Genomic DNA, 17,227 nt, shown 5'->3' on the forward strand with positions numbered 1-17,227 from the left:
GCCGCGCAGAGCCATCATTCGCCTCTCCCGGCAAGAACGGCGAGGATCAGGGCGGCAGAAGCGAGAAGGGAAGCGGCGGCCCGAAGGCTGTTCCACAGTGTCCAGCTCTCCAGGTAATGTGGCCAGAGGGAGACGGCGCTCCGGGGCGTGGAGGCGATCAGCGCGTCATTGAGGGGCACGTTCCGCAGGGCAGTGACGCCGAGTGAACCCACCAGGTAGAGCAGGGCACCGCCGAGCAGCCAGAAGCTGGAGGGCTCACGCGGAGCAAACAGGGCCGCGCCTGCCAGGACCAGGCAGGCCAGCGCCGAACCCATAAAGACGGGCATAAAGGGTGAGGTCAAGATGGTGGTGTTCACGGCGTTCATGGCCGCCACGCCTGAAGCGGCGGGAAGGCGGGCGAGGGCCGGCATCACGAAACCCGAAAACGCGAAGAAGGTGCCCGCCACCAGACCGCTGCCCAGCGCCGTGGTGAGGGTCAGCAGGGTCATCCACCGGGGCATCAGGAGCCTTCCTTTCGTATCCCACCGGCGGCAAGCGGCGGGACAGCGGCAAAGTGACGCGGTTGGCGGAGCAGCACGTGCTGCTCCGCCAGGGTGACGAAACCCTCGCCGGCTCCACGCTGCTGGGGAAACAGCCGAGTGCTCCGGTCCTGTGCGGCAGCCAAGGCTTTCTGGAACCCTTGCCCGCTGAACCGTTGGCAGGGCCGGATCCGTCGTCCCGGTCCGGTGAAAAGTGGCGTGACGCCCCATCCAGTTTTGCCGCTGCGACCGATCACGGAAATGGGCGCTTGGAGAGAAGCTTCACTTCGGTGCATACCCATCCTCCAAAACATGAACACTGCTCATGTTTGAAAAAGATGATATTTGTTCATATTCTGGACGTCAAGGAGCGTTATGCCGTCGTCCAACCCACCCGCAGACTTCCCCGGGCACCGCCTGCCCGTTCAGCGCCGCAGCCGAGAGCGTGTGGACCGCATCCTGGCGAGCACCCGCAGCCTGATCGAGCAGCAGGGAAGCGACCACCTGAAGATGCGTGAGGTGGCCCGGCACGCCGGTATTCCCATCGGTTCGCTCTACCAGTACTTCGCAGACAAAGGGGCCCTCATCGCGACCCTGGCCCAGCAGTACAACGCGCTGGGCCGCGCCTGCACGTCGGCCGAGCTCGCGGGCGTGCAGGTTCGCGCCGACCTCCCGCCCGCCCTGCAGCGGATCACCGATGGATTTTACAAGTTGTATCTCGAAGAGCCCGTGATGCACGACCTCTGGGCCGCCACCCAGACGGACAAGGCCTTGCAGGCGCTTGAAACCGAGGACGCTGAGGCGCACACCCATATGCTTGTGGACGTCCTCACCCGGCTTTACCCGGAGCGCGAGCCAAACCAGCGCCAAACAGCAGCGCTGCTGGTCATGCACCTCCTCGCCACCACCGTTCGCTTGGCCATCACCCAGGACCGGCCCCGTGGAGAAGCGCTGATCACCACTTTCAAACGCAGCGTGCTGGGCGAACCCCTGAGGGCCTTGTCCGAAGAACCGTGAGGGGTTGGTCGCCGCCCGGGGAACGAATGATTCAGAATCCGCGCTCCAGTACCTGAAGCCGGGGCTGGCCTACAGCCGCCCCCGCTCACGCCGCCAGACCCAGCCCAGCAGCAGCACCACAGCGGCCACAAGCAGCAGGGGTGCCAGGTGGACCTCGGCGCGGCGAAAGACCTGCAGGGCCGCCTCACCGAACTTCCACAGGGCGTACTGCCACAGTCCCACGTGCAGCAACGCCCCCACCAGGGACCACCCGGCAAAGGTGGAAAACGGGACCCCCAAGGTGCGGGCGGTCCAGGTGACCGGGGTGCGAAGAGAACCGACGCTGCGGCTCAGGGCGATCAGGAGGGGAGCAGTCTTCTCGGTCAGGCGGCGGGTGCGGCCGTGCCCGGCCCAGGCGCGCCAGCGCGGCGGCAGATGGGTCAGAATCCAGCCGCCCAGCGCGTAGCCGGCCAGACTGCCCAGAAGATTGCCCAGGGCGCCCCAGAACACGGCGTCCACGTACCCCGTCTTGCCCTCGGTGATCAGCGCGGCCTGCGCCAGCATGGGCAGGACGCCAGGTACACCGGGCACGCCCGCACCCTCAACGAACATCAGGCCGAAAGTGGCGGCGTTCAGCCACAGGGGGTCCAAGGCAGTCAGCCATTCCGGCAGGGGCACTGCCACCTGCGTCATCGGAAAACCGGCAATGGAGGGAAGGGCGGCCAAGTGGGAGGAGCGGGAAGGACCTTCACGTGGAGGTCCATCTTGTCAGGGAAGCGGGACACGCGGCAAGTCGAACCGCCGCGCGCTCCCCAGAGCGTAAGGCACCGTGATAAATTGAACCCAGTTCAGCAAAGTGCTTGGAGGGGCGTTCCACCAGCCTTCCCACCCGTGCTCCCCCGCCGCCCCCGTTTCCTCCCAGGAGCCTCCACCATGATCGACTTTACCCTCACCGACGAGCAAAAGCAGCTTCAGCAACTCGCCCGCGACTTTACACGCAGGGAAATCATTCCCATCGCCGCCGAGTACGATCAGCGCGAGGAGCTGCCCTGGCAGGTGGTGGAAAAAGCCTTTGAGGTGGGCCTCCTGAACGTCGCCATTCCCGAACACGCGGGCGGCCTGGGGCTGGGCATGCTCGACGAGTGCCTGCTGGGCGAGGAGCTCGCCTACGGCTGCATGGGCATCTATACCGTGCTGATGGCCTCTGAACTGGGCATCACGCCCATCCTGGTGGGCGGCACCGAGGAGCAGCAGCAGCGCTTCCTGGGGCCGATGACCGAGAAACCGAGCCTGGCCGCCTTCGCGCTTTCTGAGCCCAACAACGGCTCCGATGCGGCGGCGATGCACACCACGGCGGTGCTCGATGGTGACGAGTGGGTCATCAACGGCACGAAGATGTGGATCAGCAACGGCGGCGTGGCCGAAGTGACGGTGGTGTTCGCCACCACCGACCGTCAGGGGGGGCACAAGGCGACGGTGGCCCTGGTGGTGCCCAAGGACGCGCCGGGCTTCACGTACAACAAGATCAAACACAAGATGGGCCAGCGGGCTTCGCTGACCTCCGAACTCGTGTTCGAGAACGTGCGGGTGCCGCGCGAGAACCAGCTCGGTGGACTGGGCGACGGCTTTCGAATCGCCATGAAGACGCTCGACAAAACCCGCATTCCGGTGGCGGCAGGCTCGGTGGGCATTGCCCGGCGGGCACTGGACGAGAGCGTGAAGTACGCCAAGGAGCGGGCCGCCTTCGGACGCCCCATCGCTCAGTTTCAGGCGATCCAGTTCAAGCTCGCCGAGATGTCCATGGGCATCGAGACGGGCCGACTGATGTACATGAAAGCGGCGTGGCTGGCGGACCAGAACCAGCCCCACGGCACCGAGAGCGCGATTGCCAAGGCCTACTGCTCGGAAATGGCTTTCGACGCCGCGAACGAGGCGATTCAGGTGCACGGCGGATACGGTTATGTGGGCGAGTACCCTGTGGAAAAGCTGCTGCGCGACGTGAAACTCAATCAGATCTACGAGGGCACCAACGAGATTCAGCGCGTGGTCATTGCGCGCAACCTGCTGAAATAGGGCAGAGCGGAGCCGGGTCCTAGCCTTTGGCGTTCATTACGAGCTGCAAGATGCTCAGGGCCCACCAGCCTCCCAGCAGTGACACCGGCGTGGTCAGAAAGAGCGAAGCCCTGACCGGGCGCAGGCGGGACGTGTCCAGGGCCCTCAGCTGCCGGAGGCGCCACAGACTGACCAGCAGCATCGGGGTAGGCACCACCGTGAGCAGCAGGACGGCGGCGGCAATGGGCAACCACAGGGCGGCCGTGGCGCCATAGATGAAAAACGGAACCACCACCAGGGTGCAGCCGAACAGCAGCAGCGCCCGCAGGGCCAGGAGCAGCGCCTCCCGCTCGGGCACCGACGCCTCCCCGTACTCCCGGAGGATGGTCCGGACCAGCGCGAAGGGGAGCACCAGAAAGACGACGCTGCTGAGCAGCGCTACTGCGGCAAAACCCATAATGCCCGGAGTATAGGGAGAAGCGGGGGAGAACCCGGAGCAAGAGGTCTACGGGTGAACTGAACATCTGGCTGGACGGACAGAGCGCCGACGAAGGGTCTTGCGCAGACCGGGACGTAGAGCGTCTCTCCCGCGCTTGACTTCCCTTCCCCTCCACCGGATAGTGGGCCCACCTGAAATACTGTTTATCGGCCGCTCACAGTCAGGCAGCCGATTCCCGGAGGCACCCTATGAAACGAATCTCCACGATGATCATCCTGGGTCTGCTCACGGCGGCGCGCGCCGAGAAGGTCCAGACGCCCGTGCCCATCGGTGTGGCGCTGGCGCAGACGAGCAACACGGCTTTGCTGGGGCAGGAACAGGTGATCGGCGCGCGCCTGGCCGAGAAGTTCATCAACGCGCGCGGCGGCATCAACGGCACGCCCATCAAGCTGGTCTTTCAGGACGCGGCGGGTGACGAGAACAGCGCCATCAACGCCTTTCAGAACCTGATCGGCAAGGGAAACGTGGTCGGCATCGTGGGTCCCACGCTCTCGCAGCAGGCCTTCGCTGCCGATCCCATCGCCGAGCGCGCCAAGGTGCCGGTGGTGGGACCGAGCAACACGGCCAAGGGCATTCCGCAGATCGGGGACTACATCGCCCGCGTGTCCGCGCCCGTCGCAGTGGTGGCCCCCAACGCCGTCAAGCAGGCCCTGAAACTTGATCCCAAGATCAAGAAGGTGGCCGTGCTGTACGCGCAGAACGACGCGTTCTCGACCTCGGAGACGGGCACGTTTCAGGAGACGGCCAAGGCGCAGGGCCTGAACGTCGCCACCGTGCAGAAGTTTCAGACCACCGACACCGATTTCACCACCCAGGTGACCTCCGTGCTGAATGCAGATGTGGACCTCGTGATTATCTCGGGGCTGGCGGCGGATGGCGGCAACTTGGTCAAGCAGCTGCGGCAACTGGGTTACAAGGGCCTGATCATCGGCGGCAATGGGTTGAACACCTCCAATATGTTCCCCGTCTGCCAGAAGTACTGCGACGGCGTGATTATCGCCCAGGCGTACAGTCCAGCCCAGCCCAGCGCCGCCAACCAGGTGTTCGTCAAGGAATACCGCGCCCAGTACAAGAAAGACCCGCCCCAGTTCGCCGCGCAGGCCTACGCGGGCGTGCAAGTCATCGTGGACGCCCTGCGTGCGCTCGACCGCAAGAAGAAACTCGCGCAGTGGGACCTCGACGACCTGCGCACGGCCCTGAACAAGCAGATTCTGGCGGGGAAGTACAACACGCCCCTGGGCGAACTGCGCTTTGAAAAAGACGGTGAGATCATCCAGAAGGAGTTCTACGTCGCGCAGATCAAGATGAAGGACGCGAAGACGGGCTCGTTCGTTTATCTGAAATAACTCGTCAGTTGCCAGTCGCCAGTGACCAGCCCGGAACTGCTGGCGACTGGCGACTGATTGCTGGCGACTCTCCCGAAAGGAACCGCATGGAATTCAGCCAACTCGTCCAGAACCTGCTTAACGGCCTCGCCATCGGCAGCGTGTACGCCATCTTCGCGCTGGGATACACGCTGGTGTTCTCGATCCTGGGCATCATCAATTTCGCGCACGGTGCCGTATTTACCCTGGGTGCGTACTTCACGTACACGCTGGTGGTGGGACAGTTCGAGAACAACGGTCTCCTCAAGGGCATCAATCTGTTCGGGGACAGCTCACCCTTTTCGGGCAACCCGTGGATGTTTGCCCTCGCCACGCTGATCGGCGCGGGGCTGGCGGGGCTGGTGGCCGTGCTGATGGAACGGGTGGCCTTCCGCCCCATGCGGGCGCGTGGCGCGGACCCGCTGCTGGCGCTGGTGAGTAGCCTGGGGGTGGCCCTCGTCGTCGTGAACCTGATTCAGCTCCTCGTGGGCGCGGAGATCTACAACTTTCCGTCGGACGCTTACGGCGACGTGCGCCCGGCCCTGAGCTTTCGCATCGGGGAAAAGACCGTCATCATCCGTACCGTGCAGCTCATCATCTTTGCGGTCAGCCTGGTGATGCTCGCCGTGCTGGGCTACGTGATCGGGCGGACGAAGGTGGGCAAGGCGCTGCGGGCCGTGGCGGAGAATCCCAGCACGGCCAGCCTGCTGGGCATCTCCGTGGACCGTTTCATCCTGATGACCTTCTTCCTGTCGGGCTTTCTGGGCGGGCTGGCGGGCACACTGGTGGGCACGGCCTTCGGCGTGGCGGGGCCGTACTTCGGGGTGACCTACGGACTCAAGGGCCTGGCCGTGATCGTGCTGGGTGGGCTGGGGAGCATTCCGGGGGCGGTGGTGGGCGGCCTGGTCATCGGGCTGGCCGAGGCGTTCGTGCCCTCGCAGTTCAGCGCGTACAAGGACGCGGTGGCCTTCGCGCTGCTGTTCCTGATCCTCCTCGTGCGGCCCCAGGGGCTGCTGGGCCGCGCCCAGATTCAGAAGGTTTAAGGTATGGGCGATTTTCTCGGACAGTACGGCTTCCTCATCGTCACCATGATTCAGGCGGGGTTGCTGGGCCTGAGCCTTTATTTTCCACTTCAGGCGGGGCAGCTGAGCCTCGCCAGTCCGGGCTTTTATGCGGTAGGTGGCTACGTGGCCGCGATTTTGCTTACCAACCCTGCGTTTGCGGACCTGCGCGGCGGGCTGGGCAACTTCATGTTTCCCTTCACCTGGCTTGCCGCGGCGCTCGCGTGCGGCGTCCTCGGCCTGATCGTGGGCATTCCAGCCCTGCGGCTGCGCGGCATCTACTTGGCCCTCGCCACCATCGCCTTCGTCGAGATTCTGCGGGTGGTCAGCCTGAACCTGTCCATCACAGGCGGCGCGGTGGGCATCTTCGGCATTCCGCAGGCGTTCGGCTTTGAAGACCGCTGGCAGTACCTCTGGCTGTTCGGGCCGCTGCTCCTGCTGACGCTGCTGTTCGCCCGGCAACTGGAGCGTTCGCGCGTCGGACGGGCCTTCCGCGCCATCCGCGAGGACGAACTCGCTGCCGACGCCATGGGCGTACCGCCCACGCACTACAAGGTGCTCGCCTTCGTGATCGGCGCGATTCTGGCGGGCATCGTCGGAGCGATGAGCGCGCCCTTCCTCAACACCTGGAATGCCAAGCAGGGCACCTTCGACGCCTCCATCGCCATGCTGGCCTTCGTCCTGATCGGCGGCTCACGCAACATCTGGGGGCCGGTGGTGGGCGGCGCGCTCCTCACAGCGGTGCCCGAATTGCTGCGCTTCCTGGCCGACTGGCGGCTGGTGATCAACGGGCTGGTGCTTGTGGTGGCGAGCCTGTATCTGCCCCAGGGCATCGTGGGCGCGCTGGGACGGCTGCGGCGGCCTCCTCCACCGCGTCGCCCCCCCCATGTCGCTGAAGCCAAGGGAGGAGCGTCGTGACGGCGGGCACCGTGCTGGAAGCCCGTGGCCTGACCCGCCGCTTCGGTGGCCTGGTGGCCGTGGGCGACGTGTCCTTCGACGTGCGTGAGGGCGAGATTTTCGGCCTGATCGGACCGAACGGAGCGGGCAAGACCACCCTTTTTAACCTCATGACGGGGCTGACGCCTCCCAGCAGCGGCACGCTGACGTACCGGGGCCAGAAGGTAACGGGACTAGCGCCCCACCGCATCGCCACGCTGGGCATGAGCCGCACTTTCCAGAACATCCGGCTGTTCCGCGCCCTCTCTGCGCTAGAGAACGTGAAAATTGCCCAGCATGTTCGGACGCGGGCGGGGATCTGGGCTGGGGTCTTCGGCACCTCCCGCGCCGAGGAACAGCGGGTGGAGGAACGCGCCTGGGCGCTCCTGGACCTCGTCGGTCTGGCGGACCGGGCCGGAGAAAGTGCCGGGAACTTCAGCTACGGCGACCAGCGGCGGCTGGAAATCGCCCGCGCCCTGGCGACCGAGCCGCGCGTGCTGCTGCTGGACGAACCGGCGGCGGGCATGAACACGTCCGAGAAGGGACAACTGACGGGCTTTATCCGCGAGGTGCGCGACCGCTTCGATCTCACCGTGCTCGTGATCGAACATCACGTGCCCCTCGTGATGAACCTGTGTGACCGGGTGGCCGTGCTGAACTTCGGACAACTGATCGCCATGGGAGACCCGGCCAGCGTGCAGCGTGACCCCAAAGTGATCGAAGCGTACCTGGGAGGCGAGTGATGGCGCTGCTGGAGATCGAGAACCTGAGCGTAAATTACGGCGGTGTGCAGGCGGTGCGGGGGCTGTCACTGCGGGTGGAAGAAGGCGAGGTGGTTACCCTGATCGGCGCGAACGGGGCGGGCAAGACGACGACGCTGCGGGCCGTATCGCGTATGGTCCGCCCACGTGAAGGCCGCCTCTCCTTTGCTGGGCGCGACATCACCCGCACCGCTCCCGATGAGGTGGTGCGCCTCGGCGTCGCGCAGAGCCCGGAGGGGCGGCAGGTGCTGGCCCGCCAGAGCGTGCAGGACAACCTGGAACTGGGCGGCTACACGCGGAAGAGTGCGGCCGACGTGCGTGCCGACATAAGCCGGATGTACGAACGCTTTCCCCGCCTGGGCGAGCGGCGCAATCAACTTGCGGGCACCCTCTCCGGAGGCGAACAGCAGATGCTTGCCATCGCCCGGGCGCTGATGAGCCGCCCCCGGCTGCTGCTGCTCGACGAGCCGTCGCTGGGCCTGGCCCCCATCATCGTGCGCGAAATCTTTTCGATCATCCGCGAATTGAACGATGACGGCACCACGATCTTGCTGGTGGAGCAAAATGCCAGATTGGCGATGGGACAGAGCCACCGCACCTACGTGCTGGAGGCCGGAGCGCTGACACTGGAGGGCGAGAGCGCAGCCATGCTTAACGATGAGCGCGTGCTGCACGCGTACCTGGGGGGGTAGAGGGCCCGGAGGGCCAGCCCCCTCACCCCTTGCTCCGCATGGCCCTCGAAGGGAGAGGGGAAACCCACAGCCCCACCCTCCGCTTCCTACCGCGCTTCCGCCTGCGGAACGTCCACATCGAACAGCGCCCGCACAAATTCCCGACTGTCGAAGGGGCGCAGGTCCTCGGCACGCTCGCCCACGCCGATGAACTTGATGGGCACGCCGAGTTCACGGACGATAGGCACGAGGATGCCGCCCTTGGCCGTGCCGTCGAGCTTGGTCACGATCACGCCCGTGATGGGCGTGGCCTCGTGGAACTTCTTGGCCTGGGCGAGACCGTTTTGCCCGGTCACGGCGTCCAGCACCAGCCAGACCTCGGTAGGCTCGCCGGGATCGGCCTTGTCCACCACGCGGCGAACCTTTTTCAGCTCCTCCATCAGGTTGTGCTTGTTGTGCAGGCGTCCGGCGGTGTCGATAAACAGCAGGTCCGTGCCGCGGGCGGCGCGGGCGGTGGCGCCGTCGAAAGCGACGGCAGCGGGGTCTCCCCCATCCGCTCCCTGGACTACAGGCACGCCGAGCCGCTCACCCCACACGCCGAGCTGAGCGCCCGCCGCCGCGCGGAAGGTATCGCCCGCCGCGAACATCACGGTCTTGCCCCGGCCCATGTAGTACTCGCCGAGCTTGGCGATGGTGGTCGTCTTGCCCACGCCATTCACGCCCACCACCATCACCACGTGGCCTTTGGGGTCCACCACGGTGCGGCTCGCGTCGGGTGAGAAACCCAGCTTGCGAAACTGCGCGCGCCGGGCATCGGGCTCGAGCTGCAGGGTCAGGGCCTCCATCAGGGCTTCTTGCAGGTTGGACTTGTCGCTCGCCTTGATGTCCTCCAAGATCTCCTCGGTGGCGGCGCGGCCCACATCGGCGGCGATCAGGGCGTACTCGAGGTCCTCGATGGAATCCAGGCGGTTTGTGAAGACGTCCCGCAGGTCGTTGCCGAGGTTGCCGGCGCTGTCGTTCAGTTGCTTGCGGGTCTTGCTCAGGCCGTCCCGCAGGCGCTCTAGCCAGGTCATGCGCTCACCATAGCGCGTGGGCTCAGCCCGGGGCCGTCTCGCGCAGCAGCTGGAGCTTGAGGACACTCAGCCGCCCACGGTTCAGCACCCCCTTGAGCAGCGCGCGGTCTTCCAGGGCCAACACGGGCACGTCGTTGCCATAGCGGGAACGCAAAAGGGGGTCCGAGTCCACGTCCACAGGCACGTAGCGGTAGGCCAGGGCGTTCAGCGCCGCCTGCGCCTGCTCGCACAGGTGGCACCCCGCGCGGGTGTAGAGGGTGAGTTCAGGAAGGCGGGGCACCGTGGCGGGGGTGCTCAGACCCGGACCGGTACGGCCCGCTTAACGAGGGACATGGCCTGCACAGGCGCGTACATATCGCGCGAGGAGAGCAGGTCTCCGGCGGAGGAGTACATCCGCAGCACCTGGCCGCCCTGACGCACGGCGTAGATCTGCCCGGTCTCGGTGACCTGGAGCAGCCACGGCGCGCCCTCGGGTTCCCCCACCAGGGTCTCCAGGGTAAACGCGGGGCCCGGGGTCCCGTCGGGTTCGATGCGGCGCACCTTGCGGGCCACCGAATCGACGATATAGACCGAGCCCGATGGATCCACGCCCAGACCGTCAAGGTCGCGCAGGGCCTCGCTCTTGCGGTCAAGGCGGAAGGCGTAGCGGCTGAGGTACTCGCCCTCCGGGGTAAAGCGCTGCACCTCCTTGTTGCCCACGTCCAGCACGTAGATGTGCCCATCAGGCGCCGACACGATGGTGCGGGGCTTCTCGAAGCGGCCCATGCCCGGTCCCCGGCCTCCGAAGCGCCACGCGAAGCGGCCGGCGGTGTCGTAGACCGTGACCGTACAGGCCTCGCCGTCCAGCACATACACGTGTCCGCGCGACACCGTGAGGCTCACGGGTTGCAGCAGCATGCCCTCGCCCAGCCCGTAGGCACCGAACGCGCCCACCTCACGGCCGTCGGGGGCGAGCTTGCGGACCAGCGCGTTCGTCTTGCCCTGCCGGAACTCCAGCAGGCTGAGGTACAGAAAGCCGTCTGCGTCGCTGGCCAACGCGTTGGGCACGTTGGGCAGTCCGCCCTCGGCCACCGAGAGGTCGCGCAGGCCCACCCGCAACTTGCCCTGCAGGTCCAGCAGGCGCAGCGCTGCCCGCTGCTCACCCACGCCCAGCGCCAGGGCGAAGGGATCGGTAAAGGCGTCGTCGGTCAGCACGCCCTTGTCCAGGCGGGAAATCACCTCATCGAGCGTGGGACGGCTGGCGGCGTCTTTCTCGATCATGTTCAAGATCAGGTCGCTCAAACGGCCCGGCACCTCGATGTTCATCTGCTTGGGCGGCTTGGGGGCCTCGAACACCTGCTGGTGCACCACAGCCTCGTAGCTGCCCTTGAACGCGGGCTCGCCCGTCACCATCTCATAGGCGAGCAGGCCCAGCGAGTACACGTCGCTGCGGGCATCCACCCGGTGGCCCTTGGCCTGTTCGGGCGCCATGTAGATGGGCGTGCCCACCCGCGCGCCGGTCATGGTCAGCCGGGTCAGCACGCGTCCCACCGCGATGCCGAAGTCCATCAGCTTGACGCCGCCCTCACGCAGCAGGCCATCCACAAAAGCCCCTTTAAGGACCATCACGTTGGCAGGCTTGATGTCGCGGTGGACCACGTTCTGCATGTGGATGTGCCGCAGCGCATCGGCAAGCGCCCGGACGATCTGCACCGTCTCGGCAAAACTTAGGGTGCGGTCGTCCAGCACGGCTTCCAGGCTCTCACCATCGAGGAACTCCATGGCGATGTAGTGCTCGGGGTCCTCCATCTTGTAGTCGTACACGCGCACGATGTTGGGGTGGTTGAACCGTTTGAGCACCTCGGCCTCGCGGTAAAAGCGCTTGACGAATTTGGTGTCTTCCAGGTACTTCTCCTGCGGGACTTTCAGGGCCACAGTGCGCCCATCGGTCTTGCGCCGCCCCCGGAACACGCTGCCCATGCCGCCGCTGCCGATGCGCTCCAGCACCTCGTACTCCTGAAAGTGCAGGTCCGGCACCGTGTTGTTGCTCGGCGTGGGAGGTGGGGGAGGCGCGGTCCGCTGAAAGCGCAGGGTCCGCAGAGGACGCGAGTTCGCGAGGTTGGCGATCTGCCCCGGCAGTGGACGCGAACCCAGCACAAAGGCCCCGCTGCCCACGAGCACCGCCGCCACGGCCGCGAGGCCCTGCACCCGGTCGAGTTGACCGTTGCCAAAAGCCAGAAACGTCATGGCGCCGGTCAGCGCAAGCGCGAGCGCCGCCAGCAGCATTCCCAGCACCCGCTCACCCATCCGCAGGGTCAGCAGCAGGCCCACCAGAAACAGGGAGGCGAGCAGCAGGAGATTCAAGCGCTCTCCCCCCCGTCGGACCGCCCGGAAGCGGGCCGTGAACACATTCGCACAGCGGAAGACCTTGTGGGCATGTCCTAAGTTATACCCAATGGGGCCTGTCTAAGACCTTGCAGACGTGCGGCAGACCCCCGAATGCGTTCCTCCCCGCCTCAGCGCAATTTGCCCAGGCTCTTCCGGATCAGGGCGTCGGCGCTCTGCTCTGGGTTCTCGGCCAGCAGCTCGGCCACCACCCCGCGTACCTGCGCCTCGCGGAAGCCCAGCGCCAACAACGCGTCCACCGCGTCGCGGCCCGCCGTACTCGTAACGGCGGCGGGTTTGGTCCCGGGGCCCGCCCCCGCCGTGAGGTGCTCGGGCACCTTGTTCTGCAACTCCAGCACCAGGCGCTCAGCGGTCTTCTTGCCCACGCCCGACACGCTGGAGAGCAGTTTGACATCGCCCGTCAGCAGCCCCTGGGCGACGGCGCTCACCGGCAGGGCAGACAGCAGCGCGAGGCCCAGCTTGGGGCCAACGCCGCTGACCCCCGTCAGCAGGTCAAAGAGGCGCAGGCTGTCGGCATCCATGAAGCCAAACAGCAGCTGCGCGTCCTCCCGCACCACGAAGCGGGTGCTGAGTTCGGCAGGCTGCCCCGGCGAGAGGCGGCCCAGGGTAGAGGTGGGGCAAAACACCTCGTAGCCCACACCCCCCGCCACGATCACGGCGCTCGACTCGCGCACCTCGCGCACGACGCCACTCAGGTAAGCAATCACGCCCTGATTGTAGAGGGCGTGGCCGACGCCCTACCGTGGCCCGCTGCTGAGCACCACGACGTAGGCGGTGCCCCGGCGGCCCTGCACCACGCCCGCCCCGGCCCGGGTGTAACGCGCGTCGGTCAGCACCGAGCAGTGAATGGGCGAGTGCAGCCACCAGTTCACCGCCGCCGCCAGATTCAACCCCGCTCCCAAGTAGATGATCTCGGTCACGCTCGCCGCCCGCACGCCCGTACTCGCGGCGCGAATGCGGGGCGTGCTGCCCCCGGCTCCGAAATGGCTGATGCGTCCGCTGCTGCCCATGTACCCGGCCTGGGTACGGGCGGCAAGGGCGTGGGAGAGGCTGGCTGTCAGGGGCGCAGCGGTGGGACGCCGACCCAAGCCCGGACAGTTCACGCCCCCAGCGCGGGCCCGATTGAGCCCGGCCAGAAGCTGCGCTTCGGCGGACGACTGCGCCTGAACGGTGGGAAGCGTCAACGCCAGAAGCCCGGCCGTCAGCGACAGGAATCGTTGAGCAAGCATGTGAGGGGAGAATAAGAGCTGCAGCAGTGCCTCGGCGTGACGTTGAGGGCAGACAGGGCGGCCACGCTCTGCTAAGGGGAAGCGTGCAGAGCGCCCTCACGCTCCGCTCGCGCGGTCCTCCTCCTTGGGAAGAAGGTCAAACAACATGCGCCTCCGGCATTTCCCGGGCCATTCAAAAGCGTGGGCTCCCACCGGAGTGAGGGCCCGTCCTCATAAAAGAGGTTTAGCGCATCTGTCCGGATGGCGCGGCGCGTGGAAGGGCACCCCTCACGGCGTCATTCTCCTCCTTGCGCAGTTCGCTTGCCAGGCCCGGTCAAAAAGAAGTCCGCACGTTGACAAGTGCTCTAGGCCAACACCAGTCCGCTCCGGCGCAGCAGCGCGCCCGCATCCGGATCGCGGCCCATGAAGTTGCGGTAGAGCTGCGCGGCGTCGGCGCTGTTGCCCTTGCTCAGGATGGCATCGACGAAGGCGCGGCCCGTCTCGCGGTTGAACAGGCCCTCGGCGGCGAAACGAGAGAAGGCGTCGGCGTCGAGCACCTCGGCCCACTTGTAGGAGTAGTACCCGGCCGCGTAGCCCACCGGGCCCGAGAACAGGTGACCGAACTGCGCGACCCGGGCGTAGTTTTCGGGCAGCGGCGCAGGGTAGAAGCGCACCATCACGTCCCGCGCGAAGGCGATGGGGTCTGCTCCAGACGCGTCCGGATCAAAGTGGATGTGCAGCTCGAGGTCCACCGTGCCGAAGGACAGCTGACGCATGGCAGTATTTGCGGCGCGGTAGTTGCGCGCGGCGATCAGGCGGTCAAACAGCTCGTCAGGCAAACGCTCGCCGGTTTGCCAGTGACGGGCGAAGAGGTCCAGGGCCTCGCGTTCGGTCACCCAGTTCTCCATAATCTGCGAGGGCAGCTCCACAAAGTCCCAAGCCACGCGCGTGCCGCTCAGGGAGCGGACCTCCACCTTCGACAGGGCGTGGTGCAGCAGGTGGCCGAACTCGTGAAAGACCGTTTCGACTTCCCGCAGCGAGAGCAGCGCGGGCGTGTTCCCCGAGGGCGGCGTCATGTTGCCGCACATGAGGCCCAAGTGGGGCTCGGCGCCGTTCTCACGCGGCCCACCCGTAATCAGGCCGTTCATCCAGGCCCCGGCCCGCTTGGTGTCGCGCGGGAACCAGTCGGTGTAGAAAGACGCGACGTGCTTCTCTTCCTCGTCCAACACGTCGTAATACTTGACTTCGGGGTGCCAGCCGGGGGCCAGGGCTTCGCGCACCGTCACGCCAAAGACGCGCCGGGTGATCTCGAACATCCCCGTGAGCACGTTCTCCAGGGCGAAGTAGGGACGCAGCGCTTCCTCGTCGAAGCTGTATTTGGCCTGGCGCTGCTTTTCGGCCCAGTAGGCCACGTCCCACGCTTCGGGAGGCGGCGCGTCCCCCCCCGCCTGCTCCCGGTAGAAGGCTTCCAGTTCCGCATTCTCGCGATCGTAAAAGGGCCGGATGCGCGCCTCCAGATCACGCTCGAAGGCCAGCGCCCGTTCGCCTCCGCCCGCCATGCGGTCTTCGAGCACATAGTCGGCAAAGTCGCGGAAGCCCAGCAGCCTCGCCCGCTCGCGGCGGAGCCGCAGAATCTCTGCGACGAGGGGCCGGTTGTCGCGGCCCTCCTGCATTCCGAGCGCGTCCTGGGCCAGCCAGAGTTCGCGGCGGAGCTCGCGGTCGTCCGCGTAGGTCAGGAGGGGGTCCAGGGTGGGCAGGTGCAGCGTCAGGCGGTGACCCTCCCGGCCGCGTTCCTGGGCGTCACGGCGGGTGGCGTCCAGGACGCGCTGCGGCACGCCCGCCAGCCGCTCTGTGGGCGCGTAGAGTTCATACGCGGCAGTGGCGTCCAGCACGTTCTTGGAAAAATCGTTCGTGATCTCGGCCAGCCGGGTGCTGACTTCGAGGAGCCGCGCTTTTTCTGCCTCGGGCAGGTCCGCGCCCTCGCGGCGGAACTCGTCGAGGGTGAGCCTGAGGTGGCGGGCCTGCACGGGGTCCAGGCCGCGCGCCGCCTGCGTTTCCGAGAACGCCTTCAGCGCTGTCCACAAGCCCGGATGTAGGCTCAGGCGGGTGTAGAACTCGGTCAGCTTGGGCAGGATGGCCCGCTTGGCGGCCTGCCACTCCGGCGAGGTGACCACCGCGTCGAGGTGGCTCACGATGGTGCGCACCGTGTCGAGCTGTTCGGTCAACGTATCGAGATCTGCCATAAAGCCCGTAAAGTCGCGTTCGCCCGCTCCAGCCAGGCGTTCGAGGCGCTCTGCGGTGGCGGCGAGCAGGGTATCCACGGCGGGTTCGGCATGCTCAGGGCGAATCCGATCGAAGGGAATGCGGAAGCCCACGTTCAGCAGAGGGTTGGCACCCAGGATGGGTGCCGCTGGCACTTGAGTCATGGAGGCGAGTATAGACAGAGTAGCTGCAGGCTGTACCCGGCAAACCGGCGGATGGTGGGCATGGTAGGCGCGTGCTTTACTTCCGCATGGACGCCCCAACAGACGCCCAGCGCCTACCGCCCTCACGCGCCCTGCGGCCCGCTGCACTGAAGGACCTGCCCGCCGTGGCCGCCTTCCTGACGGAAGCCCACCCCGAATCCCCGGTGGCGGTCGCGGACCTCGAGCGGATGGAGAGCATGCGCCTGGAAGGCGAGCCTTTCATCCGGACGCTGGCCTTGGAGGGCACGCGCATCGTTGGTCTGGCGGAAACAGGCGTGCCGAGGATGGACAGCCACCCCGGCTGGCGGGACGTGACGGTAAGGACGTTGCCCGAACTCGCGGGAAGCGAACTGGCCGAGGCCCTGCTGGCCGGCGGCGAGGCGGCGGCGCTGGACCAGGGCGCGCACACCCTGGTCACCCGCGTGCGCGAGGACTGGTGGGAGAGAGCTTTTTTCGAGGCGCGCGGCTACCGCGAACACGACCGGATGTGGCCGAGCACCCTCGACCTGCGAACGCTCGACTTTGCGCGCTTCTCGGGGTACGAGGACCGGGCGCGGGCGGTGGGCGTGCGGATCGCCCCGCTTGCTGAACTGATCTCCAATTTCGGCGAAACCGAGCAGCGTCGCCTGTACACCCTCATCTCGGCCCTGCTGCGCGACGTGCCCAGCACCACGCCCATCTCCGTGTGGCCCTTCGAAACCTGGCAGCACCGGGTGGCGGGACGGGTACAACCGGAAGGGCTGTTCGTCGCCGTGGCCCCCGACGGCGAGTGGGTGGGCGTAAGCGAGTTGTATCTGCCCGTTACAACCCGACCTCGCACCCTGCACAACGGTTTGACGGGCGTGCGGCCCGCGTGGCGTGGCCGCGGGGTGGCCTACGCCCTCAAGCTCGCAGCGGCCCGGGCAGCGCTCGCGCGGGGCTTTACGCACTCGCGGACCAGCAACCATTCGGTCAACCGGCCCATGCTCGCGGTCAACGATCGCCTGGGGTTCGTGCGTGAGGCAGCGGCGGTGACGCTGCTGCGGGAGCACCTTTAACACCTGCGGGATAGGCATCCTATGCGTTCCGGTTCACCGGTTACAGGGGCCACCAGAGGGTGAGGGAGCAAACGCGCTTCCCTCTGGTGCTCCAGACGGCGACGCGGCACGGCGAGCAACTAAGGGCTTCGGGGGTTTGGAAGAGTTGGTGCTTCAGAGGCGCACCGCTCAAGGACCAGAGGCGTTTGACAGGTTGCAGCG

The 17,227-nt window shown here is 66.5% G+C and carries 17 protein-coding genes; 8 read left to right on the forward strand and 9 right to left on the reverse strand.

The window, feature by feature from the left end:
• Positions 1-14: 14 nt before the first annotated feature.
• Positions 15-500 carry an anthrone oxygenase family protein gene (locus B9A95_RS23365; RefSeq protein ID WP_084049465.1) on the reverse strand — a complete coding sequence of 162 codons (486 nt, stop codon included), beginning with the start codon at positions 498-500 and terminating at the stop codon, positions 15-17.
• Positions 501-893: 393 nt separating this feature from the next.
• Here B9A95_RS23365 and B9A95_RS23370 point away from each other — a divergent pair, with 393 nt between their 5' ends.
• On the forward strand, positions 894-1,535 hold the full coding sequence (locus tag B9A95_RS23370) for a TetR/AcrR family transcriptional regulator (protein WP_084049466.1): 642 nt from the start codon (positions 894-896) through the stop codon (positions 1,533-1,535).
• 69 nt (positions 1,536-1,604) lie between these two features.
• On the opposite strand, the gene B9A95_RS23375 is transcribed toward B9A95_RS23370, so the two are convergent.
• Entirely contained in the window at positions 1,605-2,198 is a 594-nt protein-coding gene (locus B9A95_RS23375) for a DedA family protein (protein WP_425429965.1), read from the reverse strand.
• Between the two features lie 249 nt (positions 2,199-2,447).
• Here B9A95_RS23375 and B9A95_RS23380 point away from each other — a divergent pair, with 249 nt between their 5' ends.
• Positions 2,448-3,587, forward strand: a complete 1,140-nt coding sequence (locus B9A95_RS23380; RefSeq protein ID WP_084049467.1) for an acyl-CoA dehydrogenase family protein — start codon at positions 2,448-2,450, stop codon at positions 3,585-3,587.
• A 19-nt stretch (positions 3,588-3,606) separates the two neighbouring features.
• Here the strand turns inward: B9A95_RS23380 and B9A95_RS23385 are convergent, their stop codons facing one another.
• Positions 3,607-4,023, reverse strand: coding sequence for a hypothetical protein (locus B9A95_RS23385; protein ID WP_084049468.1), 417 nt, complete (start codon positions 4,021-4,023; stop codon positions 3,607-3,609).
• Between the two features lie 230 nt (positions 4,024-4,253).
• Here B9A95_RS23385 and B9A95_RS23390 point away from each other — a divergent pair, with 230 nt between their 5' ends.
• The 5 genes from B9A95_RS23390 to B9A95_RS23410 all read left to right on the forward strand — a co-directional run bounded on the left by B9A95_RS23390 (position 4,254) and on the right by B9A95_RS23410 (position 8,879).
• Positions 4,254-5,411, forward strand: a complete 1,158-nt coding sequence (locus B9A95_RS23390) for an ABC transporter substrate-binding protein (protein WP_084049469.1) — start codon at positions 4,254-4,256, stop codon at positions 5,409-5,411.
• An 86-nt stretch (positions 5,412-5,497) separates the two neighbouring features.
• Complete coding sequence (locus B9A95_RS23395; protein WP_084049470.1) at positions 5,498-6,472, forward strand: branched-chain amino acid ABC transporter permease; 975 nt, start codon at positions 5,498-5,500, stop codon at positions 6,470-6,472.
• 3 nt (positions 6,473-6,475) lie between these two features.
• Complete coding sequence (locus tag B9A95_RS23400; protein WP_084049471.1) at positions 6,476-7,408, forward strand: branched-chain amino acid ABC transporter permease; 933 nt, start codon at positions 6,476-6,478, stop codon at positions 7,406-7,408.
• Positions 7,405-8,169: an ABC transporter ATP-binding protein gene (locus B9A95_RS23405; RefSeq protein ID WP_084049472.1), complete on the forward strand. Its 765-nt coding sequence runs from the start codon at positions 7,405-7,407 to the stop codon at positions 8,167-8,169. Before B9A95_RS23400 ends, B9A95_RS23405 begins: the two co-directional genes overlap by 4 nt.
• Entirely contained in the window at positions 8,169-8,879 is a 711-nt protein-coding gene (locus B9A95_RS23410; RefSeq protein WP_084049473.1) for an ABC transporter ATP-binding protein, read from the forward strand. The genes B9A95_RS23405 and B9A95_RS23410 overlap by 1 nt, the downstream gene beginning before the upstream one ends.
• Before the next feature lie 86 nt (positions 8,880-8,965).
• Here B9A95_RS23410 and ftsY read toward each other — a convergent pair whose 3' ends face one another.
• The 6 genes from ftsY to B9A95_RS23440 all read right to left on the reverse strand — a co-directional run bounded on the left by ftsY (position 8,966) and on the right by B9A95_RS23440 (position 15,950).
• A complete protein-coding gene (gene ftsY, locus B9A95_RS23415) occupies positions 8,966-9,931 on the reverse strand; it encodes a signal recognition particle-docking protein FtsY (protein ID WP_084049474.1) in 966 nt (321 codons plus the stop codon).
• Positions 9,932-9,953: 22 nt separating this feature from the next.
• Positions 9,954-10,211, reverse strand: a complete 258-nt coding sequence (locus B9A95_RS23420) for a glutaredoxin family protein (protein ID WP_084049475.1) — start codon at positions 10,209-10,211, stop codon at positions 9,954-9,956.
• A 14-nt stretch (positions 10,212-10,225) separates the two neighbouring features.
• Positions 10,226-12,274, reverse strand: a complete 2,049-nt coding sequence (locus tag B9A95_RS23425; protein WP_245808453.1) for a protein kinase domain-containing protein — start codon at positions 12,272-12,274, stop codon at positions 10,226-10,228.
• Between the two features lie 152 nt (positions 12,275-12,426).
• Positions 12,427-13,023 (reverse strand): Holliday junction branch migration protein RuvA, encoded by a 597-nt coding sequence (ruvA, locus tag B9A95_RS23430; protein WP_084049476.1) that lies wholly within the window; start codon positions 13,021-13,023, stop codon positions 12,427-12,429.
• 30 nt (positions 13,024-13,053) lie between these two features.
• On the reverse strand, positions 13,054-13,545 hold the full coding sequence (locus B9A95_RS23435; protein ID WP_084049477.1) for a CAP domain-containing protein: 492 nt from the start codon (positions 13,543-13,545) through the stop codon (positions 13,054-13,056).
• A gap of 344 nt (positions 13,546-13,889) precedes the next feature.
• Positions 13,890-15,950: a M3 family metallopeptidase gene (locus tag B9A95_RS23440; RefSeq protein ID WP_084049478.1), complete on the reverse strand. Its 2,061-nt coding sequence runs from the start codon at positions 15,948-15,950 to the stop codon at positions 13,890-13,892.
• An 86-nt stretch (positions 15,951-16,036) separates the two neighbouring features.
• Here B9A95_RS23440 and B9A95_RS23445 point away from each other — a divergent pair, with 86 nt between their 5' ends.
• Positions 16,037-17,026: a GNAT family N-acetyltransferase gene (locus B9A95_RS23445; RefSeq protein WP_084049479.1), complete on the forward strand. Its 990-nt coding sequence runs from the start codon at positions 16,037-16,039 to the stop codon at positions 17,024-17,026.
• The last annotated feature ends 201 nt before the right edge of the window (positions 17,027-17,227 follow it).

The sequence above is a fragment of the Deinococcus hopiensis KR-140 genome, assembly GCF_900176165.1.
In the GTDB taxonomy this organism is placed as follows: Bacteria; Deinococcota; Deinococci; order Deinococcales; family Deinococcaceae; genus Deinococcus; species Deinococcus hopiensis.

Coding starts and splice junctions, on each gene's coding strand:
- ftsY (WP_084049474.1), bottom strand. CDS start 9,931: ATGACCTGGCTAGAGCGCCTGCGGGACGGCCTGAGCAAGACCCGCAAG.
- B9A95_RS23445 (WP_084049479.1), top strand. CDS start 16,037: ATGGACGCCCCAACAGACGCCCAGCGCCTACCGCCCTCACGCGCCCTG.
- B9A95_RS23410 (WP_084049473.1), top strand. CDS start 8,169: ATGGCGCTGCTGGAGATCGAGAACCTGAGCGTAAATTACGGCGGTGTG.
- B9A95_RS23390 (WP_084049469.1), top strand. CDS start 4,254: ATGAAACGAATCTCCACGATGATCATCCTGGGTCTGCTCACGGCGGCG.
- B9A95_RS23385 (WP_084049468.1), bottom strand. CDS start 4,023: ATGGGTTTTGCCGCAGTAGCGCTGCTCAGCAGCGTCGTCTTTCTGGTG.
- B9A95_RS23380 (WP_084049467.1), top strand. CDS start 2,448: ATGATCGACTTTACCCTCACCGACGAGCAAAAGCAGCTTCAGCAACTC.
- B9A95_RS23370 (WP_084049466.1), top strand. CDS start 894: ATGCCGTCGTCCAACCCACCCGCAGACTTCCCCGGGCACCGCCTGCCC.
- B9A95_RS23435 (WP_084049477.1), bottom strand. CDS start 13,545: ATGCTTGCTCAACGATTCCTGTCGCTGACGGCCGGGCTTCTGGCGTTG.
- B9A95_RS23400 (WP_084049471.1), top strand. CDS start 6,476: ATGGGCGATTTTCTCGGACAGTACGGCTTCCTCATCGTCACCATGATT.
- B9A95_RS23365 (WP_084049465.1), bottom strand. CDS start 500: ATGCCCCGGTGGATGACCCTGCTGACCCTCACCACGGCGCTGGGCAGC.
- B9A95_RS23395 (WP_084049470.1), top strand. CDS start 5,498: ATGGAATTCAGCCAACTCGTCCAGAACCTGCTTAACGGCCTCGCCATC.
- B9A95_RS23440 (WP_084049478.1), bottom strand. CDS start 15,950: ATGACTCAAGTGCCAGCGGCACCCATCCTGGGTGCCAACCCTCTGCTG.